This window comes from Mesorhizobium sp. M0678, assembly GCF_040320505.1.
Classification (GTDB): domain Bacteria; phylum Pseudomonadota; class Alphaproteobacteria; order Rhizobiales; family Rhizobiaceae; genus Mesorhizobium.
Genome location: NZ_JAMYPT010000005.1, coordinates 182,025 through 197,308, shown reverse-complemented (window position 1 = coordinate 197,308; position 15,284 = coordinate 182,025). Strand labels below are relative to the sequence as shown.

The 15,284-nt window shown below is 63.9% G+C and carries 14 protein-coding genes; 9 read left to right on the top strand and 5 right to left on the bottom strand.

The genetic code is table 11. The annotated features are described in order from the left end of the window. Entirely contained in the window at positions 1-1,029 is a 1,029-nt protein-coding gene (lpxK, locus tag NKI29_RS12085) for a tetraacyldisaccharide 4'-kinase (protein ID WP_352474385.1), read from the top strand. A gap of 248 nt (positions 1,030-1,277) precedes the next feature. Here the strand turns inward: lpxK and NKI29_RS12080 are convergent, their stop codons facing one another. Both NKI29_RS12080 and NKI29_RS12075 read right to left on the bottom strand, forming a co-directional pair. Next, positions 1,278-1,511, bottom strand: coding sequence for a DUF2093 domain-containing protein (locus tag NKI29_RS12080; protein ID WP_031211156.1), 234 nt, complete (start codon positions 1,509-1,511; stop codon positions 1,278-1,280). A 223-nt stretch (positions 1,512-1,734) separates the two neighbouring features. Further along, entirely contained in the window at positions 1,735-2,661 is a 927-nt protein-coding gene (locus NKI29_RS12075) for a LysR substrate-binding domain-containing protein (protein ID WP_352796327.1), read from the bottom strand. Positions 2,662-2,751: 90 nt separating this feature from the next. Here NKI29_RS12075 and NKI29_RS12070 point away from each other — a divergent pair, with 90 nt between their 5' ends. Next, complete coding sequence (locus NKI29_RS12070) at positions 2,752-3,645, top strand: DMT family transporter (RefSeq protein WP_352474383.1); 894 nt, start codon at positions 2,752-2,754, stop codon at positions 3,643-3,645. 207 nt (positions 3,646-3,852) lie between these two features. Here the strand turns inward: NKI29_RS12070 and mutL are convergent, their stop codons facing one another. After that, on the bottom strand, positions 3,853-5,703 hold the full coding sequence (gene mutL, locus NKI29_RS12065) for a DNA mismatch repair endonuclease MutL (RefSeq protein WP_352569794.1): 1,851 nt from the start codon (positions 5,701-5,703) through the stop codon (positions 3,853-3,855). 88 nt (positions 5,704-5,791) lie between these two features. Next, positions 5,792-6,694 (bottom strand): LysR family transcriptional regulator, encoded by a 903-nt coding sequence (locus NKI29_RS12060; protein WP_352569795.1) that lies wholly within the window; start codon positions 6,692-6,694, stop codon positions 5,792-5,794. Between the two features lie 103 nt (positions 6,695-6,797). Between NKI29_RS12060 and NKI29_RS12055 the strand changes: the two genes are divergently transcribed. After that, positions 6,798-7,787 (top strand): zinc-dependent alcohol dehydrogenase family protein, encoded by a 990-nt coding sequence (locus NKI29_RS12055; RefSeq protein WP_352542339.1) that lies wholly within the window; start codon positions 6,798-6,800, stop codon positions 7,785-7,787. Between the two features lie 17 nt (positions 7,788-7,804). Here the strand turns inward: NKI29_RS12055 and NKI29_RS12050 are convergent, their stop codons facing one another. Next, entirely contained in the window at positions 7,805-8,707 is a 903-nt protein-coding gene (locus NKI29_RS12050; protein ID WP_352569797.1) for a LysR substrate-binding domain-containing protein, read from the bottom strand. A gap of 91 nt (positions 8,708-8,798) precedes the next feature. On the opposite strand from NKI29_RS12050, the gene NKI29_RS12045 reads away from it, so the two are divergent. The 6 genes from NKI29_RS12045 to NKI29_RS12020 all read left to right on the top strand — a co-directional run bounded on the left by NKI29_RS12045 (position 8,799) and on the right by NKI29_RS12020 (position 15,279). Next, positions 8,799-10,349 (top strand): trimethylamine methyltransferase family protein, encoded by a 1,551-nt coding sequence (locus NKI29_RS12045; RefSeq protein ID WP_352542341.1) that lies wholly within the window; start codon positions 8,799-8,801, stop codon positions 10,347-10,349. Between the two features lie 41 nt (positions 10,350-10,390). Then, a complete protein-coding gene (locus tag NKI29_RS12040) occupies positions 10,391-12,040 on the top strand; it encodes an ABC transporter substrate-binding protein (protein ID WP_352796324.1) in 1,650 nt (549 codons plus the stop codon). A gap of 105 nt (positions 12,041-12,145) precedes the next feature. After that, the gene (locus tag NKI29_RS12035; protein ID WP_352796321.1) at positions 12,146-12,625 is read left to right on the top strand and encodes a DUF3828 domain-containing protein; all 480 of its coding nucleotides are present in this window, start codon (positions 12,146-12,148) and stop codon (positions 12,623-12,625) included. Positions 12,626-12,629: 4 nt separating this feature from the next. Continuing rightward, positions 12,630-13,187, top strand: a complete 558-nt coding sequence (locus NKI29_RS12030; protein ID WP_352796320.1) for a hypothetical protein — start codon at positions 12,630-12,632, stop codon at positions 13,185-13,187. An 11-nt stretch (positions 13,188-13,198) separates the two neighbouring features. Next, positions 13,199-14,383, top strand: coding sequence for a mandelate racemase/muconate lactonizing enzyme family protein (locus NKI29_RS12025; protein WP_023674392.1), 1,185 nt, complete (start codon positions 13,199-13,201; stop codon positions 14,381-14,383). After that, the gene (locus tag NKI29_RS12020; protein ID WP_352645899.1) at positions 14,383-15,279 is read left to right on the top strand and encodes an alpha/beta hydrolase; all 897 of its coding nucleotides are present in this window, start codon (positions 14,383-14,385) and stop codon (positions 15,277-15,279) included. The genes NKI29_RS12025 and NKI29_RS12020 overlap by 1 nt, the downstream gene beginning before the upstream one ends. Positions 15,280-15,284: the final 5 nt, after the last annotated feature.

Below are 15,284 nucleotides of genomic sequence, written 5' to 3'. Positions count from 1 at the left end.
GTGACCTCGGAAGCGCCACCCTTCTGGTGGGAAGAGCCGGACTGGCGGGTCACGGCGCTGTCGCCGCTCTCCGCCGTCTATGCGCTTGTCGCCGGTCGCCGCATGCGGCACGCGCCGCGTGAAAAGGTCGAGGCGCCGGTGCTCTGCGTCGGCAACTTCACCGTCGGCGGCACCGGCAAGACGCCGGTGGCGATCGCGCTGGCCGAGCAGGCCAGGCGCATGCAGCTTAATCCGGGTTTCCTGTCGCGCGGCCATGGCGGCTCCTTCGCGCAGCCGCATATCGTCGATCCGCACCACGATGCCGCCAAGCATGTCGGCGACGAGCCGCTGCTTCTGGCCGAACACGCCCCGGTCGCGGTGACGCCGAACCGGGCCGCCGGCGCCAGGCTTCTGCTGGAGAAGCTCGGCTGCGATTTCCTGATCATGGATGACGGTTTTCAGAGCGCGCGTATCCACATCGACTATGCGCTGGTCGTTGTCGATGCGCGCCATGGCATCGGCAATGGCCGCGTCATCCCCGGCGGGCCGCTGCGGGCAAAGATCGTCGACCAACTGGTCTTCACCAGCGCCTTGCTGAAGATGGGCGAGGGCACCGCGGCCGATACGGTCGTGCGCCAGGCAGCGCGTGCCGGCAGGCCGATCTTCGAGGCGCACACTGCCCCGAGCAGCAAGGTGACGCTGGCCGGCAGGCGGTTCCTGGCGTTCGCCGGCATTGGCCATCCCGACAGGTTTTTCGACACCGTAGCCGAGGCCGGCGGCGAGCTTGCGCTGACCCGACCGTTTCCTGACCATCATTTCTACAGTGCGGACGAGCTTGCCGAATTGGCGGCGACAGCACGTAAAGCCGGGCTTGGTCTCATTACCACCGCCAAGGACGCTGCCCGCCTGCGTCACGGCGCGGCACCGCCGGAATTCCTCGACGGGCTCGATGTGCTGGAGATCGACACCGTCTTCGAGCTCGACCATGTGCCGCAACGCATCATCGACGAGACGCTGGATGCCTGGCGGCAGCGCCGGCTTAAAGGCTGACCAGAAGCGTGAGCACCGAGGCAATGCGGGACTGGAATTTGCGGCTTTCCGCCGGTCGAACGTATTTTGTTCTTGCTTTGTGCCGGCAGCTATGCTAGTAATTTGGGTATAGTGATGATTCGCCGGTGGCCCGCCCTCGAACTTGAGGCGGGTTTTTTATTTCATGGCCTCTAAGGTTTCGGTGTTGCCGGCCTGACACCGCGGCAGAGGGCGCAGGATCGCAACGGGGCGGCTTTCATTGCGCTGGACTAGCGTCGGCGGCGCAGTTCCGGATGCGCTTCGATCTCGCGGCGCAGCGAGGCGGCGGCATTCACATAGGGTTCCTGCCTGGCGACACTCCAGTATTTGAGCTCGTCGAGCGGGATGCTCTCGCCGGTCACCGCGCAGCGCACGAAGGCGCCGGGGCTGGTCACCTGGAAGTCGCCGTCGAGATAGCGGATGCGGGCTTCCTTGCCGCCGGGTCCTTCGAAACGGTTCATCATGGGGTGGTGCCGAAATTCATGACGATGTCATCGCCACAAATTGCGGCGAGGTCAAGCTCGGTTGGCCTCGCGTGGTTCTGTTTCTGGTGACACTTGCTCGAACAAGCCGGCAAAGCGGATGCCAATGCATGTCGCGCAAAAGTGTGCAGCGGTTTTGCGCGACATGCATAAACACAAGAACCTGAAGCGCGTCGCATGAGGCCGGTCGAACGCGACGCGCTTCTCATTCCTCGGCGGTGATAAACTGCTCGATCTTCTTCGCTGGCAGCCCGGCCTGGACGGCGATGCGCCGGGCGAGTTCGGCGGCGGCGGCGCGCGGGCGCCCCAGCGGCCGGTCGAGCCAGTAGGATATCGGGCTCAGCGCACTGCGTTCGTCGACGGCGACGATGCGGCCCGATTTCAATTGGTCCACCGTCAACGGCGGACGTGCCAGCGCAATACCGAGCCCGTGCGCGGCGGCGTCGAGCACCAGATTGTAGTCCTCGAAACGGCGGTCGTGCGGCCGCGGCCGATAGTCCATCTCCTGCGCCGCAAACCAGGCGCGCCAGGCCGAAGCGTCGGAATCGTTGATCAGCGGAAATTCGAGCAGCCGGGCAGGATCTCCGCGGCCGATCTCCCTGGCCAATTCCGGCGAGGCGACCGGGAACACATATTCTTCGAAAAGCTGCACCGAGATCCGGCCCGGAATGCGACCGCGCCCGCAGCGGATCGACAGGTCGATGCCCTCGTCGGCAAGATCGCCTTGGCGGATGTCGACGTCGAGCACTATACGCAGCTTCGACGGGTGGTTCTCCAGCGCCGCCATACGCGGCATCAGCCACAGCCCGCTGACCGAAGGGATCGAGGTCAGCCGCACCACCGCCGTGCCGCGCGGCTCGACCCAGCGATCCGAATTGCTGGCGATCAGGGCAAAGGCTTCGGTGGTGCGCAGATGCAGCCGGTTGCCCTCGATGGTCAGCGAGACGCCGCGCGCGCCGCGATCGAAGACTTTCAGCCCGAGCCAACCCTCGAGCTTGGCGATCTGCCGGCTGACGGCGCCGTGAGTGATGTTGAGCTTCTCGGCCGCCGCCGAAAAGCTGCCGGTCCGAGCCGAGGCGTCGAAGGCGCGCAGCGTTTCGAGCGGCAGCATCGGGTCTAAGCTGTGATCCATAGTCACAGGTGATGCTCGATTTGTTCGTTTGTCAACCGACCCGCAATAGCGTTTCTCTACTTCATGGCATTGGATCGCGAGGACACCCAGATGAGCGCTTACACCGGCACGTTGAATACGACACAGCGCATGGATGCCACGGCTGCCATCGCGGTGGCGCTGACGGTGGTCGGCTGGGCCTCCGCCTTTCCGGCGATCCGCGCCGGCCTTGCCGCTTTCGGGCCGCTGGAACTTGGCGCGCTGCGCTTTGCCATCGCCGCGGTTCCGGCGGCGATCTTCCTCGCGGTCAAGCGGCCGGCGCTGCCCAGGCTCGATGAACTCTGGCGCTTTGTCTTCGGTGGTGCCGTCTTCGTCGCGCTCTACACGGTGATGCTCAATTTCGGCGAGCTGACCGTTTCGGCCGGTGCGGCCGGCTTCATCATCAATGTCAGCCCGATCTTCACCGCCATCATGGCCATGGCGCTGCTCGGCGAACGCTTCTCGGGCCTCGCCTGGGCCGGCACATTCCTGTCCTTCGCCGGTATCGGGATCATCGCCATGGGCGAGGGGCAAGGGCTGCATTTCAACAATGGTGCGCTGCTTGTCCTCGGCTCGGCGCTGTGCTCGGCCGTCAACACCATCGTCCAGAAGCCGCTGTTTGCCCACCATCACCCGCTGACGATCTCGGCCTCGAACATGGTGCTTGGCGCGCTCTGCCTGTCGCCGTTCCTGCCGAGCGGTCTGGCGCAGGCGGCGGTCGCCGACACCGCCGGGCTCGGCGCCGTCATCTTTCTCGGCATCGTACCCAGCCTGATCGCCTACGCTGCCTGGGCAACAGCGCTTTCCCGCCTGCCCGCGGCGCGTGCCTCGAACTTCCTCTATCTGGTGTCGCCGATGGCGACGCTGATCGGCTTCTTCTGGCTGGGCGAGGTGCCGACGCTGCTTGGCATCTTCGGCGGCGCGCTGGCGCTGGGCGGCGTCATCGTGGTGAATTTGAAGAGGTGAGCAAAGGGTTTGGGGCTGTGCCTGACTCGAAAAGAGCCGCTGTACAGCGGCTCTTTTCGTACCCCCCACCCCGCTGCTTCGCAGCGACTCTCCCCACAAGGGGGAGGGTAAGCTCCTCGCGAGGCGTCGGCGGGTAGGGCTCCCTACCTCCCGCTTGTGGGGAGGTCGGACCGAAGGTCCGGGTGGGGGCTGCGCCCTGCGAGTTCCTTATCGCCGCCCGAACAGTCGCTCGATATCCGCCAGCTTGAGCTCGATATAGGTCGGGCGGCCGTGGTTGCAGGTGCCGGAGCCGGGCGTCGCCTCCATCTGGCGCAGCAGCGCGTTCATCTCTTCCGGTTTGAGCAGGCGGCCGGAACGCACCGAGCCGTGGCAGGCCATGGTCGCGGCTATTCTGTCCAGCCGCTCCTTCAGCGTGTCGACCGTGTCGTTGTCGGCGATCTCGTCGGCGAGGTCGCGCACCAGTTGCTGGACGTTGGTCTCGCCGAGCATCGACGGCGTCTCGCGCACCGCGACGGCACCGGGGCCGAAGCGCTCGATGCCGAGGCCGAAGCGGGCCAGCGTCTCGGAATGCCTGGCAAGCCGCTCGGCATCCTCTTCCGACAGATCGACAATCTCGGGCAACAGCAGCATCTGCGACGGCACCGCGCGTGAGTGGAGGGCGTTCTTCAAGGCCTCGTAGACCAGCCGCTCATGCGCCGCATGCTGGTCGACGATGACAAGCGAATCCCTGGTCTGGGCGACGATATAATTCTCGTGCACTTGCGCGCGCGCCGCGCCCAGCGCCGTGCCGAGCAGCGTTTCCGCCGCTTCGTTTTGCCCGGCGCGCGCATCGGCGCTGTGCAGCGGCCCGGCGTCGAAGGCCGCCTGCTCGTCCTCGCCGAACCCGTCGCCCATATTGAGCGGCCGCTGCGGCGAACGGGCAGGATCGAACCCGGAAAAGCCCGATGCCCGATAGGCGGCCTCGTAGCTGCGGTGACCGTTGGCCGGGCCGCCATGCGCATAGGATGCGGCGCCTGGCCGGAACGCGGTCATCATGCCGGCGGCCCCGGTGGTGGCGGCGCGGATGCCGGCATTGGCCAGCGCTTCGCGGATGGCGCCGACGATCAGCCCGCGCACCAGCCCCGGGTCGCGGAAGCGCACGTCTGCCTTGGCCGGATGGACGTTGACGTCGACGATCGCCGGATCGAGCCTCAGGAACAGCACGGTGACGGCATGGCGGTCGCGCGGCAGCACGTCGGCGAAGGCGCCACGAATGGCGCCGGCGATCAGTTTGTCACGCACCGGACGGCCGTTGACATAGGCGTATTGCTGCAGCGCGTTGGCGCGGGTGAAGGAGGGGACCGAGACATGGCCGGCGAGATGCACGCCGTCCCGCATCGCGTCGATGGCGATCGCATTGTCCGGAAAGTCGGCGCCCATCACCTGCGCCACCCGGCGCAGCCGGCCTTCCGGGCTGTCGTCGGTCGCCGGCAGTTCCAGCGTCGAGCGGTCCGGGCCGGCCAGGGTGAAGCGCACGGCGGGAAAGGCGATGGCGATGCGCTTGACCACGTCGCCGATGGCCGTGCTTTCGGCGCGCTCGCCCTTCATGAATTTGAGCCTTGCGGGCGTGGCGAAGAACAGGTCGCGCACCTCGACCGTGGTTCCGCGATTGGCCGCCGCCGGCCTGACCGCGGAGACGCGGCCGCCGTCGATACCGATCTCGGCGGCGTTTTCACTGGACGCGGTGCGCGAGCGGATCGACAGCCGCGCCACCGAGCCGATTGACGGCAAGGCCTCGCCGCGAAAGCCGAGCGAACGGATGTCGTGAATGTTGTCGGCGAGCTTGGAGGTGCAATGGCGCGCGATCGCCAGCGCCAGTTCTTTTTCCGGAATGCCCGAGCCGTCGTCGCTGACGCGGATCAGGTTCAGCCCGCCGCCGGCGGTGACGATCTCGACTCTGGTAGCGCCTGCATCCAGCGCGTTCTCGACCAGTTCCTTGACCACGCTTGCCGGACGCTCGATGACTTCACCGGCGGCGATCTGGTTGATCATCGTTTCGGAAAGCTGGCGGATCGGCATGGGGCACTATAGGCGGATTCGTGGTCGATGCGGGAGGGCGGAATTGAGGAAATCCACGCAGCTGATCGCGACTGGCCGCTCGTGCACTTCAAGTCATGAGCTTGGGCAGCGCTGCCGCCAGTGCATCGACGGCAAGACGGACTTTCATCGGCAGGTGAGGCGTCTGCAACCACAGCGCATGGGCGTCATAGAGAAACCGTGGCTGTTCCGGCAGCAGCGGGACAAGTACGCCCGCCTGAATGCGCTCGCGAACCATCCAGTATGGCAGCCAGGCGAGCCCCATGCCGGCGGCCGCGGCATCGGCGATGGCATCGAGATCGTCGAGCCCCAATCTGCTGACGGGCCTGACCTCAATCGCGGGGTGGCCGTTGCGCGGAAACAGCCACGGCTGAACGGCACGCCCGGAACGGCGGTAGATGATCGCGTGATGGCTGCCGAGGTCATCTATTTGCTGCGGCCGGCCGTGCCGGTCGAGATAGGACGGCGATGCGCAGACGAGCATGTGCTGGCGCGCGATGCGACGTGCCATTACCCCGGCCTGGTCCTCCAGGTCGCCCGTTCTAATGGCAAGATCGCAGCCGTCCTCGGCGAGGTCGGCGAGGGCGTCGCTGAACGACAGGTCAAGTTCCAGCGCCGGATATTGCTGCGCAAGCCCGAACAGGATCGGGGCAACGCAGCGCCGGCCGAAATGCACCGGCATGAGGACGCGCAGCTTTCCGCGCGGTTCGGCAAGCTGGTCGGCGGCGAGTGCATCCGCGGCCTCCGCTTCGGCAAGCACCAGCCGGCAGCGTTCATAATAGGCGCGCCCGAAATCGGTCAGGCTTTGGCGGCGCGTCGTCCTGTTGATGAGGCGCACGCTCAGGCGCTCCTCGAGAAACCGGACATGCTTGCCGACCATCGGCCCGGACAGATCGAGAGCCGCCGCCGCGGCCGCGAACGAGCCCAGGTCGACGGCTTTGACGAACACGGCCATGCTCGTAAGGCGATCCATATTCAAAACCCACAGTTTCTGCTGATCTACTCAAGCGGCTATTTATCCGCCTGATGAGCGCTGGCATAGCCGATTCAGTTCAAATATTTTGGAGTTGTGACCGATGGCACGTTTCGTTCGCTTTCATGAGCTCGGTGGTCCCGAGGTCCTGCGCATCGAGAATGTTGACACGCCTGCGCCCGCGAGCGGTGAGATTCAGATCCGCGTCAAGGCGTTGGGTATAAACCGCGCCGAGGCGCTGCTGCGTTCGGGGACCTACATCCAGACCGCGCCGTTGCCTTCCGGTCTTGGGCTCGAGGCGGCGGGTATCGTCGAGATGGTCGGCGAAGGCGTGGACGGGTTTGCGCCTGGCGATGCCGTCAGCATCGTGCCGCCATTGTCGATGATCCGCTGGCCTGCCTATGGTGAGATTGCCACATATCCCGCCGAGCTCGTCGTCAAGCATCCACCATCGCTGAGTTGGGAAGAAGCCGCCGCAGCGTGGATGCAATATCTCACGGCCTACGGTGCGCTGATCGACATTGCCAACCTCCAAAGCGAGGACTTTATTGTCATTACCGCGGCCTCGAGCAGCGTCGGACTTGCGGCGATCCAGATCGCCAACATGATTGGCGCGACCCCGATCGCGGTCACACGGACGTCCGCCAAGAAGCGGGCTTTGCTTGAGTTCGGCGCGGCCCACGTCATCGCCTCGGCAGAGGAGGACCTGGAAGCCAGGTTGAAGCGAATCGCCGGCCCGGACGGCGTGCGCGTGGTGTTCGATGCCGTCGGCGGCCCGATTTTCAAGCCTCTGACGGCAGCAATGGCACCGGGCGGCATTCTCATCGAATATGGCGGCTTGAGCCTCGACCCGACACCCTTTCCGCTACCTGCAGTGCTGGCAAAGACACTAACGCTGCGCGGTTATCTCGTCCATGAGATCGTGCGCGATCCGGTCCGGCTGCAGGCCGCCAAGGCGTTCATCCTCGACGGACTGAGCTCGGGTTCGCTGAAGCCGGCAATCGCCAGAACCTTTCCGTTCGACCAGATCGTCGAGGCGCACCGCTATCTCGAATCGAACGAGCAATTCGGCAAGATCGTCGTGACCGTTTGACCGGGCATTTATCGGCCTCACGCCTGCGCCGCCAGCCAGTCCCGCACCTTGCGGGCGTTGTCGCTGAGTTCGCGGTTCTTCGACCAGATGACATGAAAGCCCTTGCCGGTCGTCATCGTGTGGCCGGTGACGCGCACCAGCAGCCCTGATGCCAGCAGCCGCTCGGCGAGGTGACCCCAGCCGAGCGCGATGCCTTGTCCTTCCATGACGGCCTGGATCACCAGCGCATAGTCGTTGATGCGCAAGCCGCGTCCGGCATCGGCGATGTCGACACCGGCTGAGGCGAACCATTCGTCCCAGCTCGCGGCCTCGCGAAACGGCTCTTCAAGATGAATAAGGCGGTGCGATTGAAGGTCCGCGACACGCTCCGGCAGCCCGAACCGTGCCACATAACTAACGCCGGCAACGGGGAATATCACCTCATCGGCCAGCGGCAGCGAATGATAATCCGGCCATTCCCTGGGCTCGCCGCCACGGACGCCGAGCGGGATGTCTTCGGCGATGATGTCGAGATCGCGGTCGGCGGTCTGGATGCGCAGGTCGATGCCCGGCAATTCGTCGCGAAACTGCTGCAGGCGCGGCATCATCCAGAACGAGGCAAAGGCGGTCGAGGCGGCGAGTGTCACATGCGCGCCGACGGCGATCTGGCGCAGATCCTCCGCCGACTTGCGAATGTGCGACAGGCCGAGCGAGACGTCGGCATGGAAGCGGTCGCCGGCCTCGGTCAGGCTGACTTGCCGGTGGCGGCGCTGGAAGAGTTTGGCGCCGAGCTGCTCTTCGAGCCCGCGGATCGCATAGGAGACGGCAGCCTGCGTCATGCCGAGCTCCCGCCCGGCGGCGGTAAAGCTCGACAGCCGCCCGGCGGCCTCGAAAACGATCAGGCTGCCGGCCGACGGCAGCAGGTGGCGCAAGCTTCGCATAAGCTGAGCTTATACAAGAGATCAGGATTTTCCAGCGTCACAGCCGCATTTTGTCTGGCTAGATTGGTCGAGACAGGAAGATGGAGTCTCCATGAACGCACCGGCCGTTGAAGTGAGCGAACACACCAACCGCCGCAGCGGTGGCCGCCTGGGGCGCAAGGCGCTGCGGGGCGCACCCATAGCGTCGTTTCCAACCCTGGTCCGCCAGATTCCCGTCTATCAGATGGTTCCGGACGAGGCGGTTGAGCTGATCCACCAGGAGTCGCTCTCCATCCTCGAAGAAGTCGGATGCGAGTTCCGCGACGACGAGGCGATCGCAATGTGGAAGGCGGCGGGCGCCGATGTCTCGGAGACAAGGGTCCGGATCGACCGCGCCCTGCTGATGGAGCTCATCTCGAAGGTCCCGTCGGAGTTCACGCTCAATGCGAGGAACCCCCAGCGTTCCGTACGTGTGGGTGGAAACAACTCCATCTTCGTGCCGATGTACGGAGCGCCTTACGTGCGCGACCTCGACAACAACCGGCGCTACGGCACACTCGCCGACCTCAACAATTTCCACAAGCTCGCCTACATGGCGCCGGCGCTGCACTCGTCGAGCTCGATCATCTGCGAGCCGATGGAAATCGCGGTGCCGAAACGTCACCTCCACATCATCCATTCGGCGCTGAAGCACTCCGACAAGCCGTTCATGGGCATCGTGACCTCCAGGGATCGAGCCGAAGACACGATGGCGATGGCAGGCATCGTGTTCGGCGAGGATTTTGTCCGCGACAACCCGGTTCTGGTGTCGATCACCAACTGCAATTCGCCGCTGGTGTGGGACGCCACCATGCTGGACGCGATGAAAGTCTATGCGCGCCACAACCAGCCGCTGATCCTCGCCCCCTTCGCCCTTTGCGGCGCCTCGACTTCGGCCTCTGCCGTCGGTGCGGTCGCGCAGGTCAATGCCGAAGCGCTGGCGGGCGTCGCGTTCACACAGCTCCTGCGTCCGGGTTCGCCGCAGATCTACGGACAGTTCATGGTGACGGTCGACATGAAGACCGGCGCTCCCATGGGCGGCACGCCGGAGGCGGCCCAGATGATGTATCTCATGGGCGCCCTGGCGCGGAAGTATCGTCTGCCGTGGCGCACGTCCGGTTTCCATGTCGGCTCGAAGCTGAACGACGCCCAGGCGGGCTACGAGGCGAACATGCTGATGCATGCCGCCATCCTTGCCGGCGCCAACTACATCTGGCACTCCGCCGGTTGGCTCGAGGCCGGCCTGACCTGCGGCTATTCGAAATTTGCCACCGACTGCGAGCAGCTTGTCGGCTGGTACAAATATGCTGGCGGGCTGCCATTCGACGATTTCAAGGAGGCTATGGCGGCTATCCGCGAGGTCGGACCGCAGGGCCATTTCCTCGGCACCCAGCACACGCTTGAACATTTCGAGTCCGCCTTCTTCATACCGAGCATCATGGACTTCAATTCGTTCGAACAGTGGAAGGCGGAAGGAGCAAAGGACCACGACACCCGCGGCCGCGAGAAAGCGCGCAACATGCTCGCCGATTATGAGGAGCCGAAGCTCGATGAGGGCATCGCCGAGGGTCTCAAAGATTTGATTGCGCGGCGCGAGGAGAAACTGCCGGACAGCGTTAGTTGATCACGGGCGAAGACCCGATGCGAACCATAAGGGAGGAAAAAATGACACTCTTCAGAAGCAACGGCGATAGCGTACCGAGCGCCATCGAAGCAATGGCCAGCGAGGCGCGCGCCGGTCGCGTCGACCGGCGGGAGTTTCTCGCCCTGGCAAGCGCTTTCGGCGCATCGACGGCCCTTGCCTACGGCATGATTGGACTTGCCGTGCCGGAGCGGGCTTTGGCTGAAGAGCCGAAGAAAGGCGGAACGCTGCACGTTTCGATGTCGGTGAAGGCGCAAAAGGACACGCGCACCTACGACTGGGTGGAACTTGCGAACATTTCACGCTGCTGGCTCGAGCCGCTCGTACGCTACACCCGCCAGTTCACATTCGAGCCGGTTCTGCTCGAAAGCTGGGAGGTCAACGACGACGCCACCGAATACGTGCTGCATGTGCGCAAGGGCATCGCCTGGAACAACGGCGATGCTTTCAACGCCGATGACGTGGCCTACAATCTGACGCGCTGGTGCGAGAAGGCTGCCGCCGGCAATTCGATGGCCGCGCGCGTCGGTGCGCTGATCGATGCAAAGACCGGCAAGGCCAGGGAAGGGGCGATCACCAAGGTCGACGACAACACGGTGAAGCTGAAGCTGAACGAACCGGACATCTCGCTGATCCCGAACTTCACCGACTATCCGGCGCTGGTGGTCCATCGCAACTTCGACGCCGACGGCGCCAATCCGATCGAGAAGCCGATTGGCACCGGGCCGTTCGAACTGGTGTCTTATGCGGTCGGCCAGAAAGCGGTCGTCAAGCGTCGTGAGAATGGCCAATGGTGGGGCGGTGAAGCGCTTCTCGACGGCGTCGAATTCATCGACTACGGAACCGATTTCAACGCCTCGATAAATGCGTTCGACTCCGGCGAAATCGATCTCAACTTCGAGACGCCTGCCGACTTCATAGACATCCTCGACAAGATGGGGCTGGTCAAATCGGAGGTCGCGACAGCGACCACGCTCGTCGCCCGGACCAACATCACGAACAAGCCCTATGACGACAAGCGGGTTCGCAACGCTCTCCAGATGGCCGTCGACAACAAAGCGGTGCTCGAACTTGGCTACGCCGGGCGAGGCACTGTTGGTGAAAACCACCACGTCAGCCCGATTCATCCGGAATACTACGCGCTGCCCAAGAAGACACGCGACGCCGCGGGCGCCAAGAAGCTTATGGCCGATGCCGGGCAGGACGACTTCGAGCATGAACTGATCACCGTCGAGGACGATTGGCAAAAGAACACCGGCGACGCTATTGCCGGCCAGTTGCGCGATGCCGGGATCAAAGTGAAGCGCACCGTGCTGCCGGGGTCGACGTTCTGGAACGACTGGACGAAATACCCCTATTCGATGACCATCTGGTACATGCGCCCGCTTGGCGTACAGGTGTTGGCGCTCGGCTATCGCACCGGCGAGGCCTGGAACGAAACCGGCTACTCGAACCCTGATTTCGACGCCAAGCTCAAGCAGGCTCTTTCGCTCATCGACGTGGAAAAGCGCCGCGAGGTCATGAAGGACATCGAGCAGATCCTGCAGGATTCGGGCGTCATCATTCAGCCGTTTTGGCAGAAGCTGTTCAGCCACATGAACGAGAAGGTGAAGAACTACGGTGTCCACCAAACCTTCGAGATGGATCTCCAGGATGTCTGGCTGAACGCCTGAGTTGCCAGCAGAGGACGCGTTGCAGGATTTCATGGACCGCAAGAAAGCCGACGGGCAAGATGCGTGGTACTGATAGCTTCCGTCAGTGAACAATCGGGGACACCCATGAAACTGCCACTTTTTGTTGCCGCGCTTTCGATGGCCTTGCCGGCGGCCGCGTTTGCCGGCCCTGCTGCCAACGCCGTGAAGTTCTTTTATGTCCCGTCGGTCAAATTCGAGGCCGATACGCAATATCGCGACCGCTTCACCGCGCCTGTGACGAAACTGTTCGAATTGAACGACAATGCGGCAAAGAACCATCCGGATGAAGTTCCCTGCATCGACTTCGCCCCTGGTCTCGATGCGCAGGACTATGACGAGAAGACCGTGGCCAAGACGCTGACGCTGGCCGAAACGCTGGATGGCGACAGCGCCGAGGTGACGGCGACGTTCAACCTTTTTCCGGAAGGCGATGATTCCAAACGCGAAATGGTCTGGTCGTTGAAGAAGATCGACGGCCATTGGAAGATCGCCGACATCACCTCGAAGACCAGCGGCTGGACCCTGAGTGCGCTCGAATGCCTTGCCGGGCAGTCGCCGGAGTGATGCCGTGCTCCGCTGCCGTCCCTGGGTTCTGGCGACTGCGTGCCTGCTGGCCGGATTGAGCAGCGCCGCCGCTCAGGGCCTGTTCGGCGCGCCGCCCGCAAACGCGCCGGCCGACAGTGCGGCACCTCCGCCGGCAGTTTCGCCGCCGGCAGAAGACGCGCCGGCCGCAGCCGTGCAGCCGGGCTCGCCGACCGCGGTGGTGAAGCCGTTCTACGAGCATGCCGGGCTCGAGGTCGATCCGGCTCAGCGGGGCCATTTCACCGACCCGGCAAAGTCGGTGCTCGACAAGAGCGACGCGCTGCGGAAGTCGGGGCAGGGCGAGTGCCTCGATCCCAACATGGCGCTCGACAATTCCGAATACGACAAGGCGGAGATCGACAAGAGCCTGAAGACCATCGAAGCGGTCAAGGGCGACGAGGCCAAGGTCGTCGTCGCCTTCGTCGCCGCCGGCAACCCGCATCGGCTGGAATGGAAGTTCAAAAAAATCGACGGCGACTGGAAGATATCGGACCTGCTCTCGGTGACCGGCGAATGGGCGCTAAGCCAATACCAGTGCGAGTGAGAACGGAATCGATGAAGATCACCAACATCCGCGTCACCCACGTCAACGTCCCGCTCGATGCTCCGTTCTGGTGGACGGCTGGTCTCTACGGCGGCGCGTCGAAATCGATCATCGAGGTCGAGACGGACGAAGGCGTGGTCGGACTGGGCGAGGCGCCATGGTGGCATTTCGGCGAGGTGATCAAGGCCGAGATCGCGCCGGCGCTGATTGGCGCCGATCCGCTCGACATCGCCGACTGCGAGGCGCGCTGCGTGCCGCCCTGGCAGATTACCGCCAACACCGGCGAGAATGCAGCCACGGTGGCGTTCGGCGCCGTCGAACTGGCGCTGTGGGATATAAGAGGCAAGGTCTTCGGCATGCCGCTCTACAAGCTGCTCGGCGGCGCGGTGCGCAAGGACATTCCGTTTTCGGAATATTTCGCCTTTCGCCCCGCTCAAGGCGGAGCCGGCGGCGAGATGACCGCCGAAGCGATCGTCGACTACTGTCTCGGCATGCGAGAACAGCACGGCTCGACGATCTTCGAGGGCAAGCTGATCATGGGCGATCCCGAGCTCGAGATCAGGACAGTGCGCATGCTGCGCGAGGCGCTTGGCGATAAAGCGCAGATCAAACTCGATTCCAACATGCAGTGGTCGCTGACCACAGCGCGCTGGGTGCTGCGCGAGATCGAGCCGTTCAACATCCGCAACTACGAGGATCCGGTCGCGACCTTCGAGGAGATGGCTGCGCTGCGCCAGCATTCGCGCATTCCGTTCTCGACGCACATCCCGGATCTCAGACGGGCAGTCGCGCTCGGTGCGCCGGATTACTTCGTCTGCAATTTCGCAGCACTCGGCGGATTGTCGAAAACTCTGAAATTCATTGCCGCCTGTGAGGCGATGGGCAAGGGGTTCTGGTGCTATTCGAACGATCTCGGCATCATGACATCGGCTTATCTGCACGTCGTGGCGGCAACGCCATGGATCACCGAGGCGTCGCAATCCCTGTTTCGCTGGCAGATCGGCGACGTGATCAAGGACGGCCCGTTCAAACAGATCGCCAACACGGTGCGCGTGCCGGAAGGTGACGGGCTGGGTGTCGAGCTCGCCCCGGCGGCAATGAAACGCTGGTCAGCACACTTCGCCGAACACGGGCCGATGCACCATTTCAGCGATCCGAACAGTCCCGGCCGTTACCGGCGGCTGCCGCTCAACTGATGCGAAGTGCACGTGACCGATCGATGAGAAGAGGTCCTGTCGTGGTTGCTTTATTCGCGGCGGTTTGCGTCCTGGCCTGCGCTGTCACCTGGGAGGCAGGAAGCCGCGCGGTGGCCCGCGTGCCTCAGCAAAGCTTCACGCTGCCTGTGGGGTTAGAGGTGGAGCGCATCGTTCTGAAGCAAGAGGGCGCGCCCGATCTTGCCGGTTGGGTGGCGGATCGGCAGGACAGTTGCGGAACAATCGTGCTGTTACACGGACGCGGTTCAAACAAGCTGGCCATGGTTCCAAGAGCGAAGCTGCTTTTCGAAAGCGGCTACTCGATCGTGCTGTTCGATCTGTCGGGACATGGCGAAAGCGGCGGCGATATCAGAGGCTTTGGTTACATCGAACGGCAGGACGCCAGCCGCATCCTCGCCTTTGCGCGGCAACGCTTCGCCGGTCGCAAGGTGGCGGCCATCGGCTCGTCGCTCGGTGCGGCTGCTTTTGTATTTGGCGCTCAGCAGGAGCATGCCGATGCCTATGTCCTGGAGCAGCTCTACGCGACTTTGCTGGAAACCACGGCGTTGCGAGCGCCCTTGCCTATGTTGCGCGACGTACAGGCGACCATCCTCTTGGCGCAGATGCAGCTCCGCCTTGACTTCGGGGTAGATGATGTCAGGCCGGTCGATCGCATCGGCGCGATTGATCGGCCGATATTGCTGCTAGGTGGCAATTCGGATCCGTTTGTCGCTCGCAGCCAGACACTGGCGTTGAAAGATGCGGCAGGCGCTGACGCAAAGCTGGTCTGGTTCGACGGCGCGCGGCATGTTGATCTCTATCGCTATGACCAACAGCGGTACCGCGACGCGGTGATGCCTTTCCTGGAGACTAACCTGTGCCGGACCGGGATCAGGTGAGCCGC